Below are 23,537 nucleotides of genomic sequence, written 5' to 3'. Positions count from 1 at the left end.
ATGGATTGGGGAGAATGCTCAATCGGCTTTGATTAGATTTGTCAACTTTTCAAAAGTTGACAAATCTTACCGTGCTATCTATCGTTAGCAACTTGTCTTTGTAGGTCTTCCCATTCTTCATCAGTAAATGGGTCAATTTTGGGAGTATTTTTTAGAGCCTCAATAAGCTTTTGCCCGGTTTTGCCGGTTTTTAAACCAAATGCCGTTGCACCTCCAGCGGCTAAAACTTCCTCTACCGAATAGGATTTATGCGTCTTAAACTTATATGTTTCGTTATTGGTTGGAACGTCGGATTTCATTAATTATCTCCTTTCTAAGCTGCTTCGGCATTTATTAATACAAATGTAGAAAACTTCGCAAACCATTCCTCATCACAACCCCAGCACCTTCACCCAAATCCTTTCATCCACCAGTACGCCTTCTTTCAAACTCTTCTCCCTTGTTCGTAACGTATTTTCACCGGGATAGGAGATAGCTCCACCCTCATGTTCAGGTCGGCTGGTTTTGGTATAGGCAATTATTTCTTCGACGGCCTGTTGGGTGTATGAACTGTCTTCCGGCTGTATGCAGATAAATACCTGCGATACGCCCGACTCACTTTCGCTTTCAGTGATTTTTGCTGTCGATTTTCCCTGGCTAAGCACGGTTGCGAGCAAATCCAACACTAATGATAACCCGGAACCTTTCCAGAACCCAACAGGCAGCAGCCTTTTTGATTCCAGTATTTCGGCGGCATTGGTGCTTAAATTTCCGTCAACATTGTATCCACCGGGCAGGGGCAGCTCTTCATTATTGTTTTTATATTGGTTTAGTTTACCCACCGAATATTGGGAAATAGCCATATCAAGCACTACATGCCCGCCTTTGCGAGGTATTGCTATTACCAAAGGATTGTTACCAAGTCGCGGGTCAACGCCACCCCAGGGCGGCAGGTTGGCGATGGTATTGGTGAAGCAAATACCGATCAGTCCGGCTTCAGCAGCTTGCCAGCCGTAAGCCCCGGCGCGCATCCAGTGGTTGGTGTTTTTCAGCGCTACGCACCCGATGCCGTTTATATTAGCCAATTCCATGGCCCTGTCCATGCAAAAACGTGCGTTCAAAATTCCGGGCCCCAGATTACCATTCCATTGCTCCAGCGAGCCAAATGCAGCGTCTTGCGTCGGTTCCGCATCGGGTATAACCAATCCCTCTTTTACAAACTCAACAAAAACAGGGAAACGGTTTAAGCCATGCGTGTATACACCATCCCGACTGTTCTCCGCAAAAATGGTGGCACAAAGGTTTGCCTTCTCTTCGGGAAAATCTAATGAAAGCAATACCCGTTTAAATTCGGCTTGCAGGGTTTCAAATGGAATGCGCATTTTTGAGTTGATTGAGTTAGATTTGGTTTGATTGGGTTTGATTAAGTTGATTGGGTTAGAATTCGCTAATTTGGGAAAGACAAATAAAACTAACAAACTTTTCTTTCGGTCTTCCGGACTTCCCCGACATTCGGACTTCCCAACAATAATAATCTACTAAATCTGTTTAATCCAAATAATCTGCGGCCAAATTTTTATTTTTGCCGATATACGCCTGATGAAGAAAAGATATCCGTTTTTAGCTGCTTTAATTATACTGGGATTGATTATTAACTCCTGTAAAAAAACAGGGCAAACCCCCATCGCAACTTTATTTACCGGCGGTACCTGGAAACTGGCCTCGATAGAAGTAAAAGAGTTTGTTGGCAACCAGGGTGTTAAAGACACTACCATGAACGATACCTGTTCGCAATACTTTACATTTAATCTTGATAAAACCTGTACGTATACCAACTTCAACTGCATGACTCAAACTGTAAAAGGCAATTGGTCGCTTACACAAAACCAGCTTTTTTTGAATGCAGATGTAACTTTGAAGGATACTTCCAAAAGCGGGAGTTCGCAGCCCTTTATTAATACCCAGATTCAAACCCTCGGGCAGTATTCAATGGTTTTAAACACTGGCGATATCGCACCCAACTACTCACTAACACAGCACCGCAGAATTGTAGTATACGGGTTTGTACGGCAAACTAGTGTTAGTACCAACTAATAATCACCGCTTGTTTTCATGTAAGGAAATCCTGCGTAATTAATAATTAAAAAACGGCCTAAATACTGTTTAGGAAACAATTATTGCAAGGAAAACCATATATTTGACATATTGTAACTGCTGTATGTAACCAAAATGTTACCTTCAAAAATCAATTGTTGGTGTTTATGTACATATAGAACCCATTACAATTAATTAGGATAAGTTTTGATGAAAAGAAGAATTGCAATTTTTGCTTCAGGATCGGGTTCAAATGCTCAAAAAATAATGGAGCATTTTAAGCGTAATCCGGAGGCCGAAGTAGTTTTGATATTAACTAACAATCCGCAGGCCTACGTTTTGCAAAGGGCCGATAATTTTGAAATTCCCTCACATATTTTTACCAGGCACGAGTTTTATGATACCGACGACGTTATCAGGCTGCTAAAAAACCTGCAGGTTGATTTAATTGTGCTGGCAGGCTTCCTTTGGCTGGTACCGGTGTCATTATTGAATGCTTTTCCTAATAAAATAATTAACCTGCATCCTGCACTGCTACCAAAACACGGCGGCAAGGGTATGTATGGCGATCACGTGCACAAAGCAGTACTTGCCGAAGGCGATGACGAATCGGGCATCACCATCCATTTTGTGAGTGACCAATTTGATGAAGGTGAAATAATCCACCAATCGCGCTTTAAAGTTGAGCCAGGTGATAACCTGGAGGTTATTAAATTTAAGGGCCAGCAACTCGAGCACCAACATTTCCCAAGGGTGATTGAGAGTTTGCTGAAGAAAATGAAGAGTTGAGGTTAGTTGATTAGTTAACTTGACAATAGAGATTAGGCTTTTGCGGCGGTACCATTCATCAATAAAAATCAATGCCTAGCATTTCAACTTCGCCGGTTACTTCTTTTAAACCCAATCCATGAAAATTCAGGGTTTGTTGAATTGTTTTCATGTTGCTCAAATCAAGCGATAAATCGTACCTGTTGCTATCTTTAATTTGAGTTGCGACTATAAAGTGAGCACTGCCTTCAAGCTCTTTAGCTATATTTTTAAGCGAATAGCCAACGATCTCAAACCTGGGGAAGGTATCCGCGTCAAAACTACTGTGACCATTCTGTAATGATAAAAAGCTGCGGAGTTTCGAAGTATCGGTTATTGTAAGTTCATAATACGTTTTTGTTACCTTGTTAATTTTTACATTGAATTTAAATGCATCGCCCAGTAAGGAGACAATGAGATTTCTGCGGGGCTTATTTAATAATAGGGTGTTACTGTATTTTCTAAACTGTGTTGTATCAAACCGGCTGTAGAAATTTAGGTTTATAAGCTGATTGAGTTTGGCTGTATCGTTCGCCACTATCCTTGCCCTTTTGCCAAAACCCGTAATATCCTCCAACACATCTCCCAATTTATCGTTGGTTTTTGAAACGCTTATATAATCACCATCATAGTTTGATGAGCCTCCGCCGGGAAAGCTTTTAACACTTGTATCGGCAAGTGTAGCTGTAAAAGAGAATATGGTTTTTACTTTAGCTTTTTTCTTTATAACAGTCGATGGTTTGGCCACATCGTTAACATGTACTGTAAGTGGCTGATTGTTTATGATTTTTGTAAGGATATCGTCGGTCAAATCCTGTCCGGGGCCTGCCCACTTAACCACATTATTTTTATCAATAACAACACTATATGGTATGAAATCTACCTTAAATGTGGTCATGGTGGTTTTGCTTGTATCCATTAAATTTAAACCGTGAACTTGTTTTTTTGTACGGTCGAAAAATCGTTGTGCTGTTTTTAACGGCTCATCGGTAATAATTGCAAAAACGACTTCCTTACGCTGATAAGTATCTGCCAACTTGTTAAAATGAGGAAAGTTGGCAATGCAGGGGGCACACCAGGTTGCCCAAAAATCAAGTACTAAAATTTTGCCTTTATAAAAGTCTTTGGGTACTTGTTTGCCAATGCTTTGTTGGAAAATTATTGGTGGCGCCGGCTTGGTAACCAATGAGTCGGCAGATTGAGCCTTTGCCAACAATGAAACTAAAGCGAAACAAAATGCAAATAGGGCAGATTTCATACTTGTTTAATGAGTAAGGTTTGGCCAAATATAAACAAACTTTATCCGCCTGTGCTTTTAATAACATATAAAGCAGGATTGAATGCTACAACATTGCCCCATTAATTTGGGAGACGATAAACGGGAAAAACTCAAGGATAACCACGAGTTTTTTCATCGTTGAAAAAAATAAAAAAAACTACCATTTTACCCCCGATCTCTAATCACTAATCCCTACCTTTGCGGCTCAAAAAACATCCTGTAAATGAGCGAGTCAGTGCAAATAAAAAATGCTTTAATATCAGTTTATTATAAAGACAATTTAGAGCCGATAATCCACGAGTTAAACCGCCTCGGCGTCAACATATATTCAACCGGCGGAACAGAAACTTTTATCCGCAATTTAGGCGTAAACGTAATACCGGTCGAAGACCTTACATCATACCCATCTATACTTGGTGGTCGCGTTAAAACACTGCACCCCAAGATTTTCGGCGGCATTTTAGCCCGAAGAAATTTTGCACCCGACGAGCAACATCTGGCGCAGTATGAAATACCGGAAATTGATTTGGTGATTGTTGATTTATATCCTTTTGAGGAAACCGTAATGTCGAACGCTGAAGAGGACGAGATTATCGAAAAAATCGATATTGGCGGCATTTCATTGATCCGTGCAGCAGCTAAAAACTTTAAAGATGTGGTGATCGTTGCGTCGAAAAAAGATTACTCAGTATTGGAAGATTTATTGAAAACGCAGGGGGGAACAACCACCATCGACCAGCGTCGTTCGTTTGCCCACAAGGCGTTCAATATTTCGTCAAATTACGATACCGCTATTTATAAATACTTTAACCGCGAAGAGCCCCTGCCGGTATTTAAAGAAAGTATACAAACCAGCCAGGTTTTGCGTTATGGCGAAAACCCACACCAGGGCGGCGTGTTTTATGGTGAGCTTGACCGTATGTTTACCAAACTGCACGGTAAAGAATTATCATACAACAACCTTGTCGACGTTGATGCAGCGGTAAATTTAATTGACGAGTTTACTGAGCCAACCATAGCCATCTTAAAACATACCAATGCATGCGGTATAGCATCGCGCAATTTTATAAAAGAAGCCTGGATTGATGCCTTAGCCTGTGATCCGGTATCAGCATTTGGTGGTGTAATAATTGCCAACGACGAAATTGATGCGGAAACCGCTACTGAAATAAGTAAAATATTTTACGAGGTACTGATAGCTCCGGCTTTTACTGATGAAGCTGTTGCTATACTAAAAGAGAAAAAGAACCGTATAATACTGATTCGCCAGGTAGTTGAATTGCCGGTAAAGCAATTTAAAACACTGTTGAACGGGATTATTGAGCAGGATAAGGACGCTGTAATTGAAGGCCCGGAGCAAATGACACCGGTTACCGACAGGAAGCCGACTGACCACGAACAAAGGGATTTGTTTTTTGCCAACAAGGTTGTTAAACATACCAAGTCAAACACTATTGTGTTTGCAAAAAACGGCCAGCTAATGGCAAGCGGGGTAGGGCAAACATCAAGGGTCGACTCATTAAAGCAGGCGGTTATTAAAGCGAACAGCTTTGGGTTTGATTTGAACGGGGCGGTAATGGCATCTGATGCTTTTTTCCCTTTTCCTGATTGCGTTGAACTGGCCGCTGAGGCAGGGATTACCGCTGTTTTACAACCGGGTGGCTCAATAAATGATAAGCTTTCTGTTGAAATGTGCAATCAAAAAAACATTTCGATGGTTACTACCGGCGTACGCCATTTTAAACACTAATTTTTAAACACGAATAGCACGAATTTATTCGAATTACGCGAATTAAAAACACGATGAACGGATTATTGACGTTAGTTAAGGGCACGTGCATTTAATTCGTTTTAATTAGTTTACATTCGTGAAATTCGTGCTCTTATTACTAATTTTGCAGCATATTTTTGAAATAAAACTAAATGGGTTTATTTAATTTTTTTACACAGGAAATCGCCATCGATTTAGGTACAGCAAATACCCTCATTATACATAACGATAAAGTTGTTGTCGACGAACCGTCGATAGTAGCTTTTGACCGCACCACCAATAAAGTTATTGCCATTGGCAGGCAGGCCATGCAAATGGAAGGCAAAACTCACGATAATATCCGCACGGTTCGTCCGCTTAAAGATGGTGTAATTGCCGACTTTAACGCTGCCGAGCACATGATACGCGGCATGATAAAAATGATTAACCAGGGCAAAGGATGGTTTTTTCCGTCGTTGCGTATGGTTATCTGTATCCCATCCGGTATTACGGAGGTTGAAAAACGTGCCGTACGCGACTCGGCAGAAATTGCCGGTGCCAAGGAAGTTTACCTTATACACGAGCCAATGGCTGCAGCCGTAGGTATCGGTATCGACGTGGAGGAACCAATGGGTAACATGATTATAGACATCGGTGGTGGTACTACCGAGATCGCAGTAATCGCGTTATCGGGTATTGTTTGCGATCAATCTATCCGTGTAGCGGGTGATAACTTCGATTCTGATATTGTTCAATACATCCGCCGTCAGCACAACATCATGATTGGTGACCGTACGGCAGAAAAGATAAAAATCGAAGTTGGCGCTGCATTGCCAGAGCTTGCTGACCCACCAACCGACTTTGCTGTACAGGGCCGCGATTTAATGACCGGTGTGCCAAAACAGATAATGGTTTCATACTCTGAGATTGCGCATTGTTTGGATAAGTCGATTTCGAAGATTGAAGAAGCGATTTTAAAAGCGCTTGAAATTACGCCGCCCGAGCTTTCGGCAGATATTTATCAAACCGGTATATACTTAACAGGTGGCGGTGCATTGCTGCGCGGACTTGACAAACGTATAGCCGCCAAAACCAAACTGCCGGTGCACGTAGCCGAAGACCCGTTGCGCGCCGTAGTACGCGGAACCGGAACAGCGCTTAAAAATATCGGTAATTTTAAATTTCTAATGCAATAATTTGGTTAGCGGTGAGTCGTGAACGGTGAGTGGTTTTTAAGACTGATTCACTATTCACCACTCACTACTCTCCAGTCACCACTCACCACCATGCGTAATCTCCTGATATTTATCACTAAGTATAACGCATTCTTTTTGTTTATAATTTTCGAGGTTGCTTCGCTGATAATTTATATCAAATACAATTCTTTTCAGAAAGCCAGCTTTATTAACTCGTCCAACGAGGTTACCGGTGGCTTTTATGCCAAAATGAGTGAGTTTAACAGCTACCTGAAGTTAAAGGAAGAAAATGATGAGCTTGCCCGCGAAAACTCCGGGCTGCGAAACCAGCTCAAGTCGTCGTTTTATGTGGATACGGTGAATAAACACAAGGTAACCGACACTATTTATAAACGGCAGTACGAATACATAGTTGCAAGGGTGATAAATAATTCGACAAACCATGCCAATAACTACCTTACCATTAATAAAGGCAGCCAGCAAGGTATTGCGAAAGGCATGGGGGTGATGTGCAATTTGGGCATTGTAGGTAAAGTTATTATTGTTTCGGAGCACTTCTCGGTAATACAGTCGCTGCTGCATAAAGATTCGCAGTTTAGTGCTATGCTGGCGAACAATAAAGAGATCGGCACCATTGAGTGGGGCGATGATTTAAATCCCCGTAAGGGCATTTTAAAGGATGTATCCAACAACGCTGTGCCGAAGGTAGGCGAGGAGGTGGTAACATCGGGATATTCGCTTTTTCCAACTGGTATACCCATCGGGAAGATAAGTAATCTGCATACAAAGGCAGGCGGCTACGCACTTAACATGGAAGTTACCCTGGCTGTCGACTTTAGCAAGCTGCAATATGTTGATGTTATAAATAACAAATTTGCTACTGAGCAGGAGGGATTGGAGGCCCAGCAAAAAAAGGATGAGTAGGAACATCATAATCAACATTATCAGGTTTTTGGTACTGGTTTTTATACAGGTTTTTTTATTGAAGAATATAAACCTGTATAACTTTTCGACCCCATATTTTTATGTCCTTTTTATTTTACTGCTGCCGTTTGAAACACCAAACATATTGCTCTTCGCACTGGCATTTATATTAGGCCTTACCATTGATGCTTTTTACGATACGCCCGGCCTGCATGCAGCTGCCTGTGTGATATTGGCATTTGTGCGTATTATATTTATCAGCGTTACTGTTCAAAAAGATGGCTTTGATAATGAGCCCGAGCCTACCCTGGGAATTATGGGGCTCCGATGGTTTATTACCTATGCGTCCGTTTTAACCCTTGTTCATCATTTCTTTCTCTTCAACCTTGAAGCTTTCAGCCTTTCGCAATTGGAATTTACAATAAGCCGTGTTTTATTGAGTTCATTATTTACCGTGTTTTTAATGTTAATTTCGGGGCTGTTATTTTTCAAGAGGAAAGAGCGTAAATGAATAGTTTTTTTGAGCGGCGCTACGTTATTGCCGGAATTTTCATAACCATCGTCATCATACTGCTTGCCAGGCTGTTTTATATGCAGGTGATTGATGACCGGTACGCCATATACGCCGGTAAAAATGTTTTAAGGCAAACTATCCAATACCCTGCCCGTGGCCCCATCCTCGATCGTAATGGCAAAGTGCTGGTATTAAACGAGCCTTTTTACGATATTGTTGTTGAACCGCGTAAAGTGAAACCCTTTGATACCCTTGCCCTTTGTAAACTGTTGGGGATTGACAAGGCCGAATTTGATAAACGCTGGATAAAGGCCTGTAAATTTGGTCAAACAACGGCATCTGTTTTTGAGAAGCAACTTACCCCCGAAGTATATGCTGCGGTGCAGGAAAGATTATCTGAGTTTCCTGGCTTTAGCTCCATAACCAGGTACCTGCGCACCTATCCCGACTCGGTAGCTGCTCATTTCCTGGGTTTTATTGGCGAGGTAAAAGAACCGGATATCAAACGCTCAAACGGCTATTACCACCAGGGCGATTTTATTGGTATAACCGGAGTAGAGAAATCATACGAAACTGTGCTTCGCGGTCAGCGGGGCGTGCTCAACCAAATGGTCGATTCACGCGGTCGTCCGAAAGGGAAATATGCAAATGGCTTGTTCGATACGGCAGCAGTAGCAGGGGAACGTTTGACATCATCTCTCGATATCAATATTCAAAAGCTGGGTGAGAAATTGATGCAAAATAAGGTGGGCAGCATCGTGGCGATTGAGCCGTCGACCGGTGAAATACTTTGTTATGTAAGCGGCCCCACTTACGATCCTAATTTAATGGTAGGCCGCGAGCGGGGCAACAACGCTGCCAAAATGTATAACGATGTTTACAATCCCTTTTTTATAAGGCCGATACAGGCCAAGTATCCCCCCGGATCGTCGTTTAAACCGTTGAGCGCGCTTATTGGCTTGCAGGAAGGCATTATTACACCGCAAACTACTTATTACTGCCCTGGCTACTACCAGGCCGGTAACCGGAGGGTAAAATGCAATAACGGCGAATCGCATGGTTTGGTAAACCTAAGCAGTGCAGTAGCTGAATCGTGCAACGGGTACTTTATGATGGTGTTCGAAAAAATAATAAACCGGTACGGCGGTAAGGCCACCGAAGAAGAATTTAATAAATGGCGTGACAATGTTAAAAAATTTGGTTTAGGTACCCGGCTCGATCTTGATATGCCCAGCGAAAGCCGGGGCAATGTGCCTACCTCATTATACTACGATAATATTTACCACAAAGGCGGTTGGCGTTCAAGTACGGTTATCAACGTGGCTTTTGGCCAGGGCGAGCTATTGGCAACGCCGCTGCAAATGGCCAATCTCGAATGCACCATTGCTAACGAAGGATTTTATTACAAACCACATTTGATAAAAGCAATCGGCACTCATAATGTTATCAAAAAGGAATACACCGTAAGAAATTACGTGGGGATTGACTCTCAATATTTTCAACCGGTAATAAATGGGATGGAGGCAGTGGTTGAAAGAGGCACGGCTATTCGATCGAAAATACCGGGTATTATTATGTGCGGAAAAACAGGTACGGCACAAAATACCGGCGGCGAGTCGCACTCCGTATTTGTGGCTTTTGCTCCGCGCGAGAATCCCAAGATAGCCATAGCTGTGATAGTTGAAAACTCTGGAGAGGGTGCGCATTGGGCAGCGCCGATTGCCAGCTTTATTGTAGAAAAGTATTTAAGAGGCACAATCTCCCAGCGTGAATCGGGTATTACCGTCGAGCATTTTGCCAATGCCAACCGCTTGCCCGATTCTGCTTTGTATTACAACAAGTTCAGGAGAAAGCCAGTGCCGGCCGATACGGCTAAAAAACAAAAAAAAGATTCCCTGCAAAAAACTCAGGGCCTTAAAACAGCATCGGGCAAGGAAAATAAATCCCAGGCAACACAATTAAAAACTAAAAAGAGATGAACAACCAGCGCAGTTTCTTTTTTAACGTGGACTGGGTAACGGTGTTTATCTACTTTGCGCTTTGTGTAATCGGCTGGTTCAATATCCACTCGGCTGTTTTTGATGAGCGGCATCCAAGCATTATTGATGGTGCCACTAATTATGGCAAGCAATTTACTTTTATTATTGTATCGGTAATAGTAGGTGGTATTATCTTACTGCTCGAGAGCAGGTTTATTACTGCTTTGGCTCCCATTTTTTATGTAGGCACCTTGCTGTTGCTGATGCTGGTATTGGTTATTGGGCATAGGGTGGGCGGCAACCAGGCCTGGATAAACCTTGGCGGCGGTTTCAGGCTGCAACCGGCGGAGTTTGCCAAGTTTTCGACCTGCCTGATTTTAGCCCGTTATTTAAGCGGCCCAAACATAAAGGTCTCCGAAATAAAGTCGTTTGCCATTGCACTGGCTATTATTGGCGTGCCCATGTTTTTGATATTGTTGCAGCCTGATATGGGCTCGACACTGGTATTCATTTCGCTGGTTTTTGTGTTGTACCGCGAAGGCCTGTCGCCATACTTTCTGATCATCGGGTTTTTATTTATAGCACTATTTGTATCGGCAATATTGTTTAGCCCGCTGGCGGTCATCGGCGTAATTATTGCGATTGTGGCACTAATTATCCTGCTGTTCAGGCGTAATAAACGGTTGGTAACAACTTTGCTGGCCGGCCTGGCCATTTGTGTTGTGTTTGTTTTAAGCGTTAAGTTTATTTACAACAGTGTGCTTAAGCCACACCAAAAAGTGCGTATTGATATTGTATTGGGTATAAAAAGCGATTTAAAAGGCAAAGGCTATAACGTAAACCAATCAAAAATTGCAATAGGTTCCGGCAAGCTTTGGGGCAAGGGCTATTTGCATGGTACCCAAACCAAGTACTCGTTTGTGCCCGAACAAAGTACCGATTTTATTTTCTGTACCGTGGGTGAGGAGTGGGGCTTTGCCGGATCGGTAACCGTAATCGGCCTGTACCTGTTTTTAGTGCTCCGCATAATTATGCTTGCGGAGCGACAGCGATCGCCATTTTCACGAATATACGGCTATGGCGTAGCCTCGATTATATTTTTCCACGTAATGATAAATGTGGGTATGACGATAGGGATTGTACCCGTAATAGGTATCCCGCTGCCTTTTATCAGCTATGGCGGTTCATCGCTGATAAGCTTTACGCTACTGCTTTTTGTGCTGCTTAAACTGGATTCGAATAGAATGGGGATTGTTTAGGCAGTCTGCGAGTTGTATCTGGCGATTAGTTAAAAAAGAACTGATAGGGTGTTTACAATTTTTCTATTTCTTCAATAGATAATTTGGTGAATTTTGAAATTTGGGCAATTGGCAGACCATCTTTTTTCATTTCGCGTGCAATTTCTTTGGCTTCTTCCAATTTCCCTTTTTCAATACCTTTTTCAATACCTTTTTCAATACCTTTTTCGAATCCTTCCTTCAAAGCATAATCAAGTACATTTTTATTATCCCATTTGTACTTTAAACTACTATCATACATAGTTTTTTCCTCCTTAGTCAAATTAGTATATTCAGCGATATTAAACAATTTTTCAAATATCGGCTTCCGCAGATATCCCGGTATCTTATCCATATGGCTCATATTTTTTAAAACATAAAGCCACTTATCTAAATCAGTCTCTAAATCACCTTCTGTTTTAACAAATTTACGTAATTCTATGTAAGTGTAACCTAACTTGTCATAAAAAACTTCACCGGTTTCAATATTGCATAAACAAATATGATGCAGATATTCGGTACTTTTCTCTGTTTGTAATGTGAAGTCTTCCAGCAAAGCAACAAGATAAACTCCACTCAATTTATAGGCCCATTCGGTTCGCCTGCCTTTTGGGGCTTGGTCACTGATGAGCCTCGAAGTATAAAATAACGACCGTTCTTTAAAATAACCCTGCCTGCCACGCTGCACTTCTATCAAAAACTTTTCGCCGTCGTCGCCGGTACAAAGTAAGTCGAAAATAGCTGCACCCTCTTCCTTTATATCACCATGATGCTCATTTTTATCGTACGCCAGATCAATGATATGCTTACGCCCCCGAAATACTTCGTTTAAAAATGCAATTAACAAATCCTTGTTGGGCTCGCTTCCAAATATCTTTTTAAAAGCAAAATCAACTAATGGATCGATATATTTACCGAGACCAGGTGTTATTTTATCAGGCATAAATAATGAAAAAATCAAGTAAAAACAGTTAGCCAACCAGTAACTTACTGCTACTTAATAACTGCAACTGTTTCAAACTAAGCATACCTCCTCCTCAGTAACGCATAAAACTTCTCCGTGGTGGCTGCTTTGCCTTCCCAGTTGTTTTTGGTTACGTAGTTGGTTTTCAAAAAGCGTTGGGCTTCCTCGAAAGTGTTAAAGCGGTTTAATATTTCAATAGCCTCGCTGTAGGCCAGGTTATAGCCGTTAAACAAGTCTTTTACGTACATCAGCTTATCATTTAGGGTAATGGCCAGCTTAATATCGCTTATTGGCTTTATACTTGCCTGGTCGGTTTTCGAAACCGCTTTATCACCCATCTGGGCTGATATTTTCTGATTGCGCGTAATCACTTCGTCTTCGTCCTTTGCAGGTACCTTGTCATCAAGTTTCTCAACGGCCAGTTCCACAATGGGGGCTTCTTCAGGTTTTTCTTCCTCAATTTCGGCTACAGGCACCTCTTCAGGCCCATTAGTCACTACCTCTGCGATAGGTTCTTCAACCGCTTCTTCGGCTATTGGCGGCGTTTCAATTTCCTCAACCTTTTCATCTTCGGTCTTTAATTCTTCAACCAGGGGTTCAACCTCCTCGTCCCAGGTGTCGGCTTCGTCCAATATCAATTCGTGCCTTATAGTTTCGGGTTCCTCGCGAATAAATGAATAGGAATCTTCGGGAGCCTGTGAGGTAAAATCAAATACAGGTGTGCTGGCCTGTTCTTCTGGCTCGGGCTGTTTTTCTTTTTTTGCCGGTTTCTCCGCCGGAACTTCTACAACAACTTCTACCGGTTGTTCAACTGTTTCTTCCTCCTGTTTTTCGGGTTCCGGTTCTTTGTTTACCGGGGCAACTTCAATCAGTTTTGGTGTGGTTTTTACCGCTTTAATATCCTTCACACCAGGCCCGGGTTTCATTTGCTGTACCACCGGCTCAAAAAACTTTTGCTGGTAGTTAGCGGGTTCCGGCTTTTCCATTAGTGGGCGCCTGGGCCTGTTTTGCAGGTTAAGCTTACACAGTATCTCTATGTGGTCGGTTAAAAAATGAGCGTTGGCAACAAACAGCTCAAGTTCCAGGTCGTTTAAATTATCAACTGTCGTTTGAAGGTAGTCGTATTGCTCACTTAGCTCTTGTATAATGCCACCTATCTTTTTAAATACTTCCTTTTGCTTCATTATGGATGTTGGGAAAATGCCAATCAAAAATAAGATTAAATTCTGATATTTGCGGTTGGAGATTAGTGATTAGGGGTTAAAGACTAGTTAACTGCCTTTGAAGTGACGCTAATATTTGGCGACTAAAAGCTGTCTTTTCTTTCGGACTTCCGGACTTTTCCGACTTTCGGACTAACTTATAAAATTTAGCGGTTTTGTTTACAGAAGATGTTTTTAAGCGGAGAAATGAACTGGGTGGCAGTATAGAGGTAGTATGTGGTTCTATGTTTTCGGGTAAAACCGAAGAGTTAATACGCCGCCTTAACCGCGCCCGGATAGCCAGGCTGAAGGTTGAAATATTTAGTCCCAAGTCGGATACCCGTTATGACGAAAATGCGCTGGTATCGCATAATGCAAATTCAATTCCATCTACGCCTGTCGAGAATGCTTCATCTATATTATTATTGGGCAGCGATGTGCATGTGATAGGCATTGACGAGGCCCAGTTTTTTGATGCTGAACTACCCGACGTGTGCAATGTACTAGCCAACAGGGGGATCCGTGTAATTGTGGCCGGGTTAGATATGGATTTTAAGGGCCGCCCTTTTGGCCCCATGCCGGCTATTATGGCCATGGCCGAATCGGTAACCAAGCTGCATGCCGTTTGTGTAAGATGCGGCAACCCCGCCATGTATTCGTACCGGCTGGTGCCGAGTGAAAGCCGCATCCTGTTAGGCGAAAAGGAAAGCTATGAACCGCGTTGCCGGATATGCTATAACCTGCCGAACGAAGCGTAAAGCTGTTCTGTTTCACTGTGGGGACTGATACAGTGATACGGGTGATACAAAATCGAATTTTTTTCGCAATTGACGCTACCAGTAAATTCTTTTGGATATTGCAGTAATACTTTCAACCGCTGACTGCCTGATGGTTATTTTTCTGAGGCCCATTTTCTTATTAGCTCTTTGCTATAAGCCCTTGCTTCCTCAACGGTTAATGTTTTTTCTGGCTTCCATTTCAAGGCTGCAGTTTTTTGCAGCTCCTGATAGCTTTCCTCAGACAAAAGCACATATTTTTTTTTATCAATTGTCAGATGTGTCATGACGTAATATTATACACGAAAATAATAAAAATGAGATGTAAAACCAACTATAATATCCTTCGGACGTGTTTAAAGCCACTTTTTTGAAAAATAAAAAGCATCAACCTAAAACAAAACCCATACCCTCAGTTGTTGTATAGTAACAAAGGAGCTTACAACGCTATGGCCAAAAAAATATTGGTTATTGAAGATGATAAAGATATACGGGATACAATTGTTTACATACTGGAAGAAGAAGGATACGATGTTCTGTCATCGGGCGATTCGAAAATCCTGAAAAATGTAACCGAGCATAACCCGCACCTAATCCTTATGGACAATTGGCTTACCGAATGGAAAAGCGATGCCAATGGCCAGCAGCTAAGCAAGCAACTAAAAACCAACCCCAAAACACAGCACATCCCGGTAATAATTATCTCTGCAGTAAGCAACATTAAACAAATTGCAGAAGAAGGCCTTGCCGATTCGTACCTTCAAAAGCCCTTTGATATGGATGTACTGGTTGAGATAGTGAAGAAGCATGTGAGGAGTTAAAAAGTTGTAAAAGTTGTAAATGTATTAAACGTTACAATTACGTCAACAACTACAACCTCTACACATTTCCAACAAAAAAATAATAATTCCAAAAAATCGCCTTACCTTTATGCACCAATTTTAACGCGAAAGAGATATGAAATTCAGGAACTTGTACTTTTTGCTTGTCGGCATTTTGTTGATCGGTGTTACTTCATGCAGTAAAACGCCTTCTTCTGGCGGAGGTTCCGGGAACGTTCCCGATCCTAACCCTGCAGCTAAAGATGTACCGGCAGGAGCTAAAGACGGCACCACGTTTATTAACGATGGCAAGTCCGTTATTTTTAATTTGTATGCCCCCGGCAAGAAAACCGTTACCGTTACCGGTGACTTTAACGGCTGGTCGACCGATAAGCAATATAACATGACCAACTCTACCGACGGCACCCGCTGGTGGATTCAAATTGACAACATCGACCCAAGTACTGAATACGCCTACCAATACTATGTTGACGGCTCGTTTAAAATAGGCGACCCGTATTGCGAAAAGGTACTTGACCCCGATAATGATAAATATATCGACGCAAGTACCTACCCAAGCCTGAAGGCTTACCCAACCGGCAAAACTACCGGCATAGTAAGCGTAATGCAGGCAAACCAGCCGGCTTATAGCTGGACAACCACCACCTTTACCCGGCCCGACCCTAAAAACCTGGTGATATACGAAATGCTGGTGCGCGATTTTGTGCAAACCCACAGCTATAAAACCATAAAAGATACCCTGAATTACATAGCACGCCTTGGTGTTAACGCACTTGAGCTAATGCCGGTAAACGAGTTTGAAGGCAACGACTCGTGGGGATATAACCCTAACTATTACTTTGCACCCGATAAATACTACGGTACCAAGAATGATTTAAAGGCGCTGATTGATGCCTGCCACGCTAAAGGCATTGCCGTAATACAGGATATCGTATTAAACCACTCGTTTGGTTCGTCGCCAATGGTGCAGCTGTATTCGAGTGGTGGGGTGCCTGCTAATAACCCATGGTACAATACCAACCCCACACACCCGTTTAACGTGGGGTACCAGTTTAACCATGAGAGCCCGGCAACAAAATACTTTGTGAAAAACGTAGTGAAGTTTTGGATGACGGAATACCACATCGACGGGTTCCGCTTCGATTTGGCTAAAGGGTTTACCCAAGTCAACAGCGGAAATGACGTGGCCGCCTGGGGTAATTATGATGCCAGCCGTGTTGCCATCTGGAAGGATTATAACAACTACATTAAGAGTGTCGACCCTAAATTGTATGTGATATTAGAAGATTTTGCAAGCAACCAGGAAGAAAATGAACTGGCTAACGAAGGCATGATGACCTGGAATAACCAGAGCTTCAACGCCGAGCAGGCTTTAATGAGCTATAACGATGCAGGCGGTTCGTGGGATATCTCGGGCTTGTTTTACGACAGGTTTAGCTTTACAAATCCTTACGCATTGGTTAGCTACTTTGAAAGCCATGACGAGGAACGCCTGCAATTTAAAAACGGCGCCTATGGTAATGTAAGCGGCAGCTATAGTGTTAAAGATTTAGCCACAGGCTTAAAGCGCGACGAAATGGGCGCTGCCTTTATGTTCTCATCGCCGGGGCCTAAAATGCTTTGGCAATTTGGTGAGCGCGGTTACGATGTAAGCATTAATCCTGACAGGCTGAGCGATAAACCACCGCACTGGGAGTTTATGAACGATGCCAACCGCAGGCATTTATTTAAAGTGTATTCGCAAATGATAAAGTGGAAAATAGCCAACCCGGTATTTACCAGCACAACCTATACTTATAGCCTGGGCGATGCAGTTAAAACCATCCAGATGACTGATGCATCAAACAGTATTGAGGTGGTTGGTAATTTTGCCGTGGTGCCGCAAACCGCAACCATAACGTTCCCGGCTACAGGTACATGGGTTGATAACTTTACAGGCACAACCATTAATGTTACTACCCCGGGTTACAGCATGACGCTGGCACCTGGTGAGTATCACTTATACAGTAAAACGGCATTACATTAATAGTTGATTTGGGAGTTTAGGGCCGGGTGCTTCTTATTAAAGGCATCCGGCTTTTTTATTTTATAACAGCGGAGACCCGATAGGTTCACCGTTATGAGCTGGCGGAATGGGTTTGCTGAAGGCCATACGTTGCCGTACAAACTCATCCAATGGTATCGACGGACGCTTCCCGGTGTGGGTGTTTACGTGAAGCCTTATGCCCTCAAGTTCGTCCAGTTGTTTCACTATCTGCTCATACTCGGCGAGAGGGATTACCACCGAGATTGTGTTGCCTTGTGAATCGTTTAGGTACTGTGGATGAAATGTATTCATAGCCATCAATTTAACTAATTGTAAATATAGGCTTTTCGTTTAAAGAAAAAGTGCTTTAGATGTTATTTTAAGGCTTTTTGGTGATTTTATATCGTCCTGCATTAGTGTCGGTACCCCCGCGAACAATGAAGAGTAAATATAGGCTAGATTTACTCTGATAAACGGATTTGAATGCTAGTTATAAATATCTTTGCGATGTCCCAGCGCTACAACTTCGATTAATAAAACCTCATCAAATATTTCATAAATAATTCGGTAAGTGCCTGATTTTATACGATAACCGTCCCTGCCTTTTAATTTTTTTTAACCTACAGGACGTGGGTTTTCGGCAAGTTTATAAATCGCGATCGTCAATTGCCTGGCAATATTATCGGGTAACTTTTGAAGTTGTTTTTGTGCAGGGCGCGAAATGGTAATTTTATAGACGGACATTATTTTGAGAAACGCTGCTTTACAAAATCGTCAAACGACATGGCCGGCTCTTTATCAGCTTTTGCTTCGTCATAAAGGCGGATATCTTCCAGCTCATCCAACTCTTCCATTATCTGCTCAAACTCGGCGAGTGGGAGTATTACAGAAACCTTTTTTCCATCTATATCGGTTATGTATTGCGGGTGAATTGCATTCATAGATATTTTTGCTTAACAGTATACACTTTTTAAATCGCGCTTTATATCGTTCCAGTCGCGGGCGGTGGTTTTGCCGTTAATAAAGTCATTATCACGTTTAATAACTTCCTGCATCTGCGCTTCGGTAAGGGTAAAATTGGTGTGGTCGCTTTGGTAATCAAAATGCATCTTTTCCAAAAACTCAATTAAAACCTTTTCCTGTTCTTCAGTCTGTAAGTTTACCGTTACTGTCATATTCAAATTTACAAACAATTGGCGTTAGTTCCAATAAACGATATCGAAAAACAAAAATCAACTTCTGATACCCATCACTTCCACAAAATTACCTCGTCCATCTATCTTTTATACCAACCCCTGTTAATATCCCGTTAATATCTGTTAATTTATCGTTAGTAAACCTTCGGTGTGGTGCCTAATTTTAACGTATCTTACATCAACATAAATTCAACGGCGCATGTGCAGTAAAATCAGCTTTAATAAAATAGTTGCAATAGGTTTTTTGGGGTCGATGGTATGCGCGGGCAGCCTGTCGGCACAGCAGAAGGATTATCCTATACAGCCCGTGCCTTTTACAAAGGTGCATGTAAACGATAAATTCTGGCAGCCTAAAATGGAGGTTAACGCCAATGTTACCATCCCTTACGTGCTGGAGCAATGCAAACTGAACGGCCGGGTTGATAACTTTTTACGCGCCGCCAAGCTGGAGCCAGGCGACAAAATGAGCGAATATCCTTTTGACGATACCGACATCTACAAAGTGATAGAAGGCGCATCGTACGCCATGCAGGTACAGAAGAACCCAAAGCTCGACATGTATGTTGATACCCTCATCAAGATCATCGGCGCTGCACAGGAGCCTGATGGTTACCTGTATACCTTCCGCACCGTCAATGCCAAAAAACCGCACGAGTGGATAGGCGAGAAGCGCTGGCAGAACGAAGAAGTATTGAGCCACGAGCTGTACAATGCTGGTCACCTGTACGAAGCTGCCGTGGCACATTACCAGGCAACCGGCAAACGCACGCTGCTTAACATCGCCCTAAAAAATGCCGACTTACTTACCCGCGTGTTTGGCTGGGGCAAGATTGAAGAATACCCCGGTCACCAGATTGTGGAGACAGGCCTTACCAAGCTGTACCGCGTAACCGGCAACAAAAAATACCTTGACCTGGCTAAGTTCTTTTTGGATGTGCGTGGCCCTAAAGGCGAAAGCTACAACCAGGCTGATAAAAAAGTAACCGACCAGCACGAAGCCGAGGGACATGCCGTTCGTGCTGCCTACATGTATACCGGTATGGCGGATGTAGCCGCGTTAACCGGAAACCAGCATTACCTGCATGCCATTGATGATATCTGGAAAGATGCCGTTGACAAGAAAATATACATTACCGGCGGTATTGGCGCAACCGGCAACGGCGAGGCTTTTGGCGATGCTTACGATTTGCCCAACATGTCGGCTTATGCGGAGACTTGTGCTGCCATTGCCAACGTGTACTGGAACAGCCGCATGTTTTTGCTGCATGGCGATGCCAAGTATGTTGATATTTTGGAGCGGACGCTGTACAACGGCCTGCTTTCGGGCGTATCGTTAAGCGGTAACCGGTTCTTTTATCCCAACGTGCTGTCGTCAATGGGGACCAACCAGCGCAGCGCCTGGTTTAGCTGCGCCTGCTGCATCAGCAACATGACGCGCTTTTTGCCATCGGTTCCGGGCTATGTTTACGCGCACGATAAAAACGACCTCTACGTAAACCTGTTTATGAGCAACAGCAGCGATATTACGCTTACTGCCGGCAAAATAAACATTGTACAAACAACAGAATACCCATGGAAGGGCAAGGTAGCCATAGCCGTAAATCCGGCCAAAGCGACGACCTTTAACCTGCGTGTGCGCATACCCGGCTGGGCGTTAAACAAGCCTATCCCCGGCGGTTTGTACACTTACATGAACCAAAATCAGCAGCCGGTTACCATCACCGTAAATGGCAAAGCGCTTGCCTATACTACCGAAAAAGGCTACGCCGTAATAACCCGCCATTGGAAGAAAGGCGACGTAGTGACCATGAACCTGCCTATGGAAACCGAAAAGGTTATTGCCAACAAACTGGTTAAGGCCGATGTTAACCGTTTCGCCCTGCAACGCGGCCCGATAGTTTATTGCCTGGAAGGTCCTGACAACCGCGACAGCACGGTGCAAAACATCACCGTTGATAAAATGGCGGTTACCAATGCCAGCTATAAAGCCGATATGCTGAACGGCATTGAGGTAATTACCGCCGAAGGCAAAAGCACCAAACGCCAGCTCAATACCGACAAGCTGATTGAAAGCGACCAGCCGGTTACCGCCATACCGTACTATGCCTGGGCAAACCGTGGCCCAAGTGAAATGACCGTTTGGATACCTTACGAGGCATCAGCCTCGATGCCGAAGCCGGCGCCAACCATTGCCAGCACCAGCAAGCTAAGTGGTTCGATAAAAAGCAGCCGCATGCTCAAAGCTCTTAACGACCAGTACGACCCCCAAAACTCGAACGACCACAGCATGCCCTACCTGCACTGGTGGCCCAAACAAAACAGCACCGAATACGTGCAATACGATTTCGACAAGTCGCATACCGTTTCCGAATCACAAGTTTACTGGTACGATGACAAACCCTTCGGCGGCTGCGCTATCCCCAAAGCCTACAAGCTGTACTACAAAAAAGGCGAAGAGTGGCTGCCAGTAAAAGAAACCACGCCCTACACCATCGCCAAGGATGCCTACAACACTTTAACCTTTGAGCCGGTGGAAACTACCGCTTTAAAAATGGAAGTGGTGCTGCCGGTTGATAATTCGGCGGGGATACATGAGTGGAAGGTGAAGTAGTTGGTTAGAGATTAGAGGTTGGAGATTAGTTGATTAGATGTTAGGCTATAACAAACTTTGTCATTGCGAGCGATAGCGCGGCAACCGCGAACTTTGCAGAGTGGATAGAATGGTGTAGAACCCGCAAAGTGGTCTTGCACAGTTCGCGATTGCTTCGTTCCTCGCAATGACGCTTGGAGAGGAGGCACCGCACTGTTCCGTTCGCCAATCAAACAACACATTGCGCAACAGGGTGATACAAAAAACCTGACTAAAAAGGGAGGTAAATAGTGCATGCAAATGGCATAACATTGTCTATGCATTTACACTTAAATCACCTGCCTGCATTATGAGAACTAAAGTTATTACCATCCTGTTGATGTTATTTACCGTTGCCGCCGTCGCTCAACGAAGGGCCGGCAAGAAATCTGCCCCTATCGTATCGGGCGCTACGTTTCACGTTGTTGTGGAATATAAGGGGCGTAAAGAGTTTTTCTCCACCCAATATAAAAACCACGATGGCATGCTGTACCCGGTTGACAACAATGGCAAACTAACTATTTTTTATGCCGCAGATAACGACAAAGGCGACGACCGCATCTCTGCAAGCGGCGTAATCACTGCTGCCGAACAGCGGGCGTTTACTTTTGACGATAACTCTGCCCACCTGTCTATCATGATATCAAATTATCCCGAAGTGCCTGCATTTATATTGAGCGGCGGTAATATCACCATAACGGCTATGCCACTTAAAGGCTTCCTGGTGCGAGGAACCTTTTCAGGCTCTGGAGTCAATGTGGATAATGCCGGCGTACAGACACCTTACACTTTGACTGGTGATTTTAGTTTGACGAGGATGTAGGGGAGGTGAAAGTACTCACCTTCACGTCATTGCGAGGAACGAAGCAACCTCTACGGAGGACAATCACGGACCGTGATTGTTTGTGTGAACCTATAAGCCGGCTGCTTGGTCACCATAAATATTTTACTTCATTGATTTGCATGTGCAGAGGTTGCTTCGTTCCTCGCAATGACGCGCAGGGGGAGTAGAACGCACTGTACTGTATCACCACCTTGCTCATTACACCGATACACGCGATGCAGACCCATCATTATAAATAATCGGCGACATCCCAGCCGGCTGCTTTTTGCTGCGGGGTAGCGGCATCTTCTAAAAAACGCATCACCCTGAAATTTACTGCCGGTAATGCTGCCGATAGTTGCCCGGCTTTGGTTACCCATTGCTCATACGCATTAACATCTGGCACCAAAATAACGGTACGTCCCTCAAGGCACTTACACTTGCCGGCATTTAAGCCCTGCAAACTGCCTGCAGCCAGCCAAAGCAACTCGGGGTAATAAATTGAGGCGATAATAGCCGTCTTCTCACTCTCGCAAATGGCAACCGGCATCCTTGGATAGTATTGTAACAGATGCTCGCCAAACAGGCATTGCTTTAGGTTGAAGTCCTTAGTCCAAAGTCTTGAGTCGTTAGTCTTTTCTGACTTCTGACTATAGACTCCCGACTTTTGACTTAAAACGTGCGCCCACGCAATATGGTTAAACGGCTCCTTTACGCGTTTGCCGGTTTGGGCATTGTAGAGCATTATTTTGCCGGTTCGTACCCTGTCGGCATTGTCGACCTCCCAGAAGATGCAGGCGCCCGGCCAGTGCTTTGAGGTGCCCACCAGGTAAAGCCTGGCTTGCGAGTATGCCACTTCCCGGCCAAACTTAGCGGCAAGGTATTGCACAAAATGGTTATCATCATAATGCCGTACCGTTTGCCTTATCACCCGTTTAGGCAGGTATGACGGCTCAAAATCCTTATAAGTAAGTGGCTGGTAGCCAAAACCGTTTCCATTTCCGGCTATGGTCCATGGTCTGTGGTCTATGGACTTAAAATACTCCGACGGTTTTAAATGATAACCACAATTCACCTCGCGACTGCACCTGCCCACATCATCGGCGATAGGCTCATCAGTAGTAATGTCAATATAGCGGCTAAATACTTTGTGCCGAAGGCATTGCGGACAGGTGTAGCGGCTCCATATGCCTTTGTAAGGTTGCAGGGTGTAACGGGGTGGATTGGTCATTGGGTCATTATGTCATTGAGTCATTGTTTGTAGGCCTTCCGTTACCTAC

23 protein-coding genes and 1 pseudogene are annotated in these 23,537 nt (G+C 43.6%); 13 read left to right on the top strand and 11 right to left on the bottom strand.

Annotation, left to right across the window (positions count from 1 at the left end):
* Positions 1–74: 74 nt before the first annotated feature.
* Both Q0R52_RS14770 and yiaK read right to left on the bottom strand, forming a co-directional pair.
* Positions 75–299 (bottom strand): hypothetical protein, encoded by a 225-nt coding sequence (locus tag Q0R52_RS14770; RefSeq protein ID WP_295795603.1) that lies wholly within the window; start codon positions 297–299, stop codon positions 75–77.
* Positions 300–371: 72 nt separating this feature from the next.
* Positions 372–1,361 carry a 3-dehydro-L-gulonate 2-dehydrogenase gene (yiaK, locus tag Q0R52_RS14765; RefSeq protein ID WP_295795601.1) on the bottom strand — a complete coding sequence of 330 codons (990 nt, stop codon included), beginning with the start codon at positions 1,359–1,361 and terminating at the stop codon, positions 372–374.
* A 217-nt stretch (positions 1,362–1,578) separates the two neighbouring features.
* On the opposite strand from yiaK, the gene Q0R52_RS14760 reads away from it, so the two are divergent.
* Positions 1,579–2,073, top strand: coding sequence for a hypothetical protein (locus Q0R52_RS14760; protein ID WP_252792590.1), 495 nt, complete (start codon positions 1,579–1,581; stop codon positions 2,071–2,073).
* 210 nt (positions 2,074–2,283) lie between these two features.
* Positions 2,284–2,862 carry a phosphoribosylglycinamide formyltransferase gene (gene purN, locus Q0R52_RS14755; RefSeq protein WP_252792589.1) on the top strand — a complete coding sequence of 193 codons (579 nt, stop codon included), beginning with the start codon at positions 2,284–2,286 and terminating at the stop codon, positions 2,860–2,862.
* Positions 2,863–2,920: 58 nt separating this feature from the next.
* On the opposite strand, the gene Q0R52_RS14750 is transcribed toward purN, so the two are convergent.
* A complete protein-coding gene (locus tag Q0R52_RS14750) occupies positions 2,921–4,138 on the bottom strand; it encodes a TlpA family protein disulfide reductase (RefSeq protein ID WP_295795595.1) in 1,218 nt (405 codons plus the stop codon).
* A 244-nt stretch (positions 4,139–4,382) separates the two neighbouring features.
* On the opposite strand from Q0R52_RS14750, the gene purH reads away from it, so the two are divergent.
* The 6 genes from purH to rodA all read left to right on the top strand — a co-directional run bounded on the left by purH (position 4,383) and on the right by rodA (position 11,781).
* A complete protein-coding gene (gene purH, locus Q0R52_RS14745) occupies positions 4,383–5,909 on the top strand; it encodes a bifunctional phosphoribosylaminoimidazolecarboxamide formyltransferase/IMP cyclohydrolase (RefSeq protein ID WP_295795593.1) in 1,527 nt (508 codons plus the stop codon).
* Positions 5,910–6,082: 173 nt separating this feature from the next.
* Complete coding sequence (locus Q0R52_RS14740) at positions 6,083–7,105, top strand: rod shape-determining protein (protein WP_073405201.1); 1,023 nt, start codon at positions 6,083–6,085, stop codon at positions 7,103–7,105.
* A 90-nt stretch (positions 7,106–7,195) separates the two neighbouring features.
* Entirely contained in the window at positions 7,196–8,029 is an 834-nt protein-coding gene (mreC, locus tag Q0R52_RS14735; RefSeq protein ID WP_295795590.1) for a rod shape-determining protein MreC, read from the top strand.
* Positions 8,022–8,540 (top strand): rod shape-determining protein MreD, encoded by a 519-nt coding sequence (gene mreD / locus Q0R52_RS14730; protein WP_295795588.1) that lies wholly within the window; start codon positions 8,022–8,024, stop codon positions 8,538–8,540. Before mreC ends, mreD begins: the two co-directional genes overlap by 8 nt.
* Positions 8,537–10,522, top strand: coding sequence for a penicillin-binding protein 2 (gene mrdA / locus Q0R52_RS14725; protein ID WP_295795586.1), 1,986 nt, complete (start codon positions 8,537–8,539; stop codon positions 10,520–10,522). Before mreD ends, mrdA begins: the two co-directional genes overlap by 4 nt.
* The gene (rodA, locus tag Q0R52_RS14720; protein WP_295795584.1) at positions 10,519–11,781 is read left to right on the top strand and encodes a rod shape-determining protein RodA; all 1,263 of its coding nucleotides are present in this window, start codon (positions 10,519–10,521) and stop codon (positions 11,779–11,781) included. The genes mrdA and rodA overlap by 4 nt, the downstream gene beginning before the upstream one ends.
* Positions 11,782–11,833: 52 nt before the next feature.
* Here the strand turns inward: rodA and Q0R52_RS14715 are convergent, their stop codons facing one another.
* Positions 11,834–12,742: an Rpn family recombination-promoting nuclease/putative transposase gene (locus tag Q0R52_RS14715; RefSeq protein WP_295795582.1), complete on the bottom strand. Its 909-nt coding sequence runs from the start codon at positions 12,740–12,742 to the stop codon at positions 11,834–11,836.
* A gap of 77 nt (positions 12,743–12,819) precedes the next feature.
* Positions 12,820–13,947, bottom strand: coding sequence for a hypothetical protein (locus Q0R52_RS14710; protein WP_295795581.1), 1,128 nt, complete (start codon positions 13,945–13,947; stop codon positions 12,820–12,822).
* A gap of 194 nt (positions 13,948–14,141) precedes the next feature.
* Here Q0R52_RS14710 and Q0R52_RS14705 point away from each other — a divergent pair, with 194 nt between their 5' ends.
* The gene (locus Q0R52_RS14705; RefSeq protein ID WP_256484423.1) at positions 14,142–14,723 is read left to right on the top strand and encodes a thymidine kinase; all 582 of its coding nucleotides are present in this window, start codon (positions 14,142–14,144) and stop codon (positions 14,721–14,723) included.
* A gap of 134 nt (positions 14,724–14,857) precedes the next feature.
* Here Q0R52_RS14705 and Q0R52_RS14700 read toward each other — a convergent pair whose 3' ends face one another.
* Complete coding sequence (locus Q0R52_RS14700) at positions 14,858–15,028, bottom strand: hypothetical protein (RefSeq protein WP_295795578.1); 171 nt, start codon at positions 15,026–15,028, stop codon at positions 14,858–14,860.
* 162 nt (positions 15,029–15,190) lie between these two features.
* On the opposite strand from Q0R52_RS14700, the gene Q0R52_RS14695 reads away from it, so the two are divergent.
* Both Q0R52_RS14695 and Q0R52_RS14690 read left to right on the top strand, forming a co-directional pair.
* Complete coding sequence (locus Q0R52_RS14695; protein WP_295795576.1) at positions 15,191–15,562, top strand: response regulator; 372 nt, start codon at positions 15,191–15,193, stop codon at positions 15,560–15,562.
* Positions 15,563–15,698: 136 nt separating this feature from the next.
* Positions 15,699–17,609, top strand: a complete 1,911-nt coding sequence (locus Q0R52_RS14690; RefSeq protein ID WP_295795573.1) for an alpha-amylase family glycosyl hydrolase — start codon at positions 15,699–15,701, stop codon at positions 17,607–17,609.
* A 60-nt stretch (positions 17,610–17,669) separates the two neighbouring features.
* On the opposite strand, the gene Q0R52_RS14685 is transcribed toward Q0R52_RS14690, so the two are convergent.
* From Q0R52_RS14685 to Q0R52_RS14675, 4 genes and pseudogenes are all read right to left on the bottom strand, one after another.
* On the bottom strand, positions 17,670–17,921 hold the full coding sequence (locus Q0R52_RS14685) for a hypothetical protein (protein WP_295795572.1): 252 nt from the start codon (positions 17,919–17,921) through the stop codon (positions 17,670–17,672).
* A gap of 174 nt (positions 17,922–18,095) precedes the next feature.
* Positions 18,096–18,200: pseudogene (locus tag Q0R52_RS29355) on the bottom strand (type II toxin-antitoxin system RelE/ParE family toxin); the annotation flags it as partial.
* 152 nt (positions 18,201–18,352) lie between these two features.
* Entirely contained in the window at positions 18,353–18,550 is a 198-nt protein-coding gene (locus Q0R52_RS14680) for a hypothetical protein (protein ID WP_295795571.1), read from the bottom strand.
* A 12-nt stretch (positions 18,551–18,562) separates the two neighbouring features.
* Positions 18,563–18,784 carry a hypothetical protein gene (locus Q0R52_RS14675; RefSeq protein ID WP_295795570.1) on the bottom strand — a complete coding sequence of 74 codons (222 nt, stop codon included), beginning with the start codon at positions 18,782–18,784 and terminating at the stop codon, positions 18,563–18,565.
* A gap of 220 nt (positions 18,785–19,004) precedes the next feature.
* Here Q0R52_RS14675 and Q0R52_RS14670 point away from each other — a divergent pair, with 220 nt between their 5' ends.
* Complete coding sequence (locus tag Q0R52_RS14670; protein WP_295795568.1) at positions 19,005–21,416, top strand: glycoside hydrolase family 127 protein; 2,412 nt, start codon at positions 19,005–19,007, stop codon at positions 21,414–21,416.
* A gap of 328 nt (positions 21,417–21,744) precedes the next feature.
* Complete coding sequence (locus tag Q0R52_RS14665) at positions 21,745–22,257, top strand: hypothetical protein (RefSeq protein WP_295795567.1); 513 nt, start codon at positions 21,745–21,747, stop codon at positions 22,255–22,257.
* A 250-nt stretch (positions 22,258–22,507) separates the two neighbouring features.
* On the opposite strand, the gene Q0R52_RS14660 is transcribed toward Q0R52_RS14665, so the two are convergent.
* The gene (locus Q0R52_RS14660; RefSeq protein WP_295795565.1) at positions 22,508–23,488 is read right to left on the bottom strand and encodes a DUF6371 domain-containing protein; all 981 of its coding nucleotides are present in this window, start codon (positions 23,486–23,488) and stop codon (positions 22,508–22,510) included.
* Positions 23,489–23,537 lie beyond the last annotated feature (49 nt).

The sequence above is a fragment of the Mucilaginibacter sp. genome, from assembly GCF_025359345.1.
Taxonomy (GTDB): Bacteria; Bacteroidota; Bacteroidia; order Sphingobacteriales; family Sphingobacteriaceae; genus Mucilaginibacter.
This window is presented reverse-complemented; position numbering and strand designations above follow the sequence as displayed.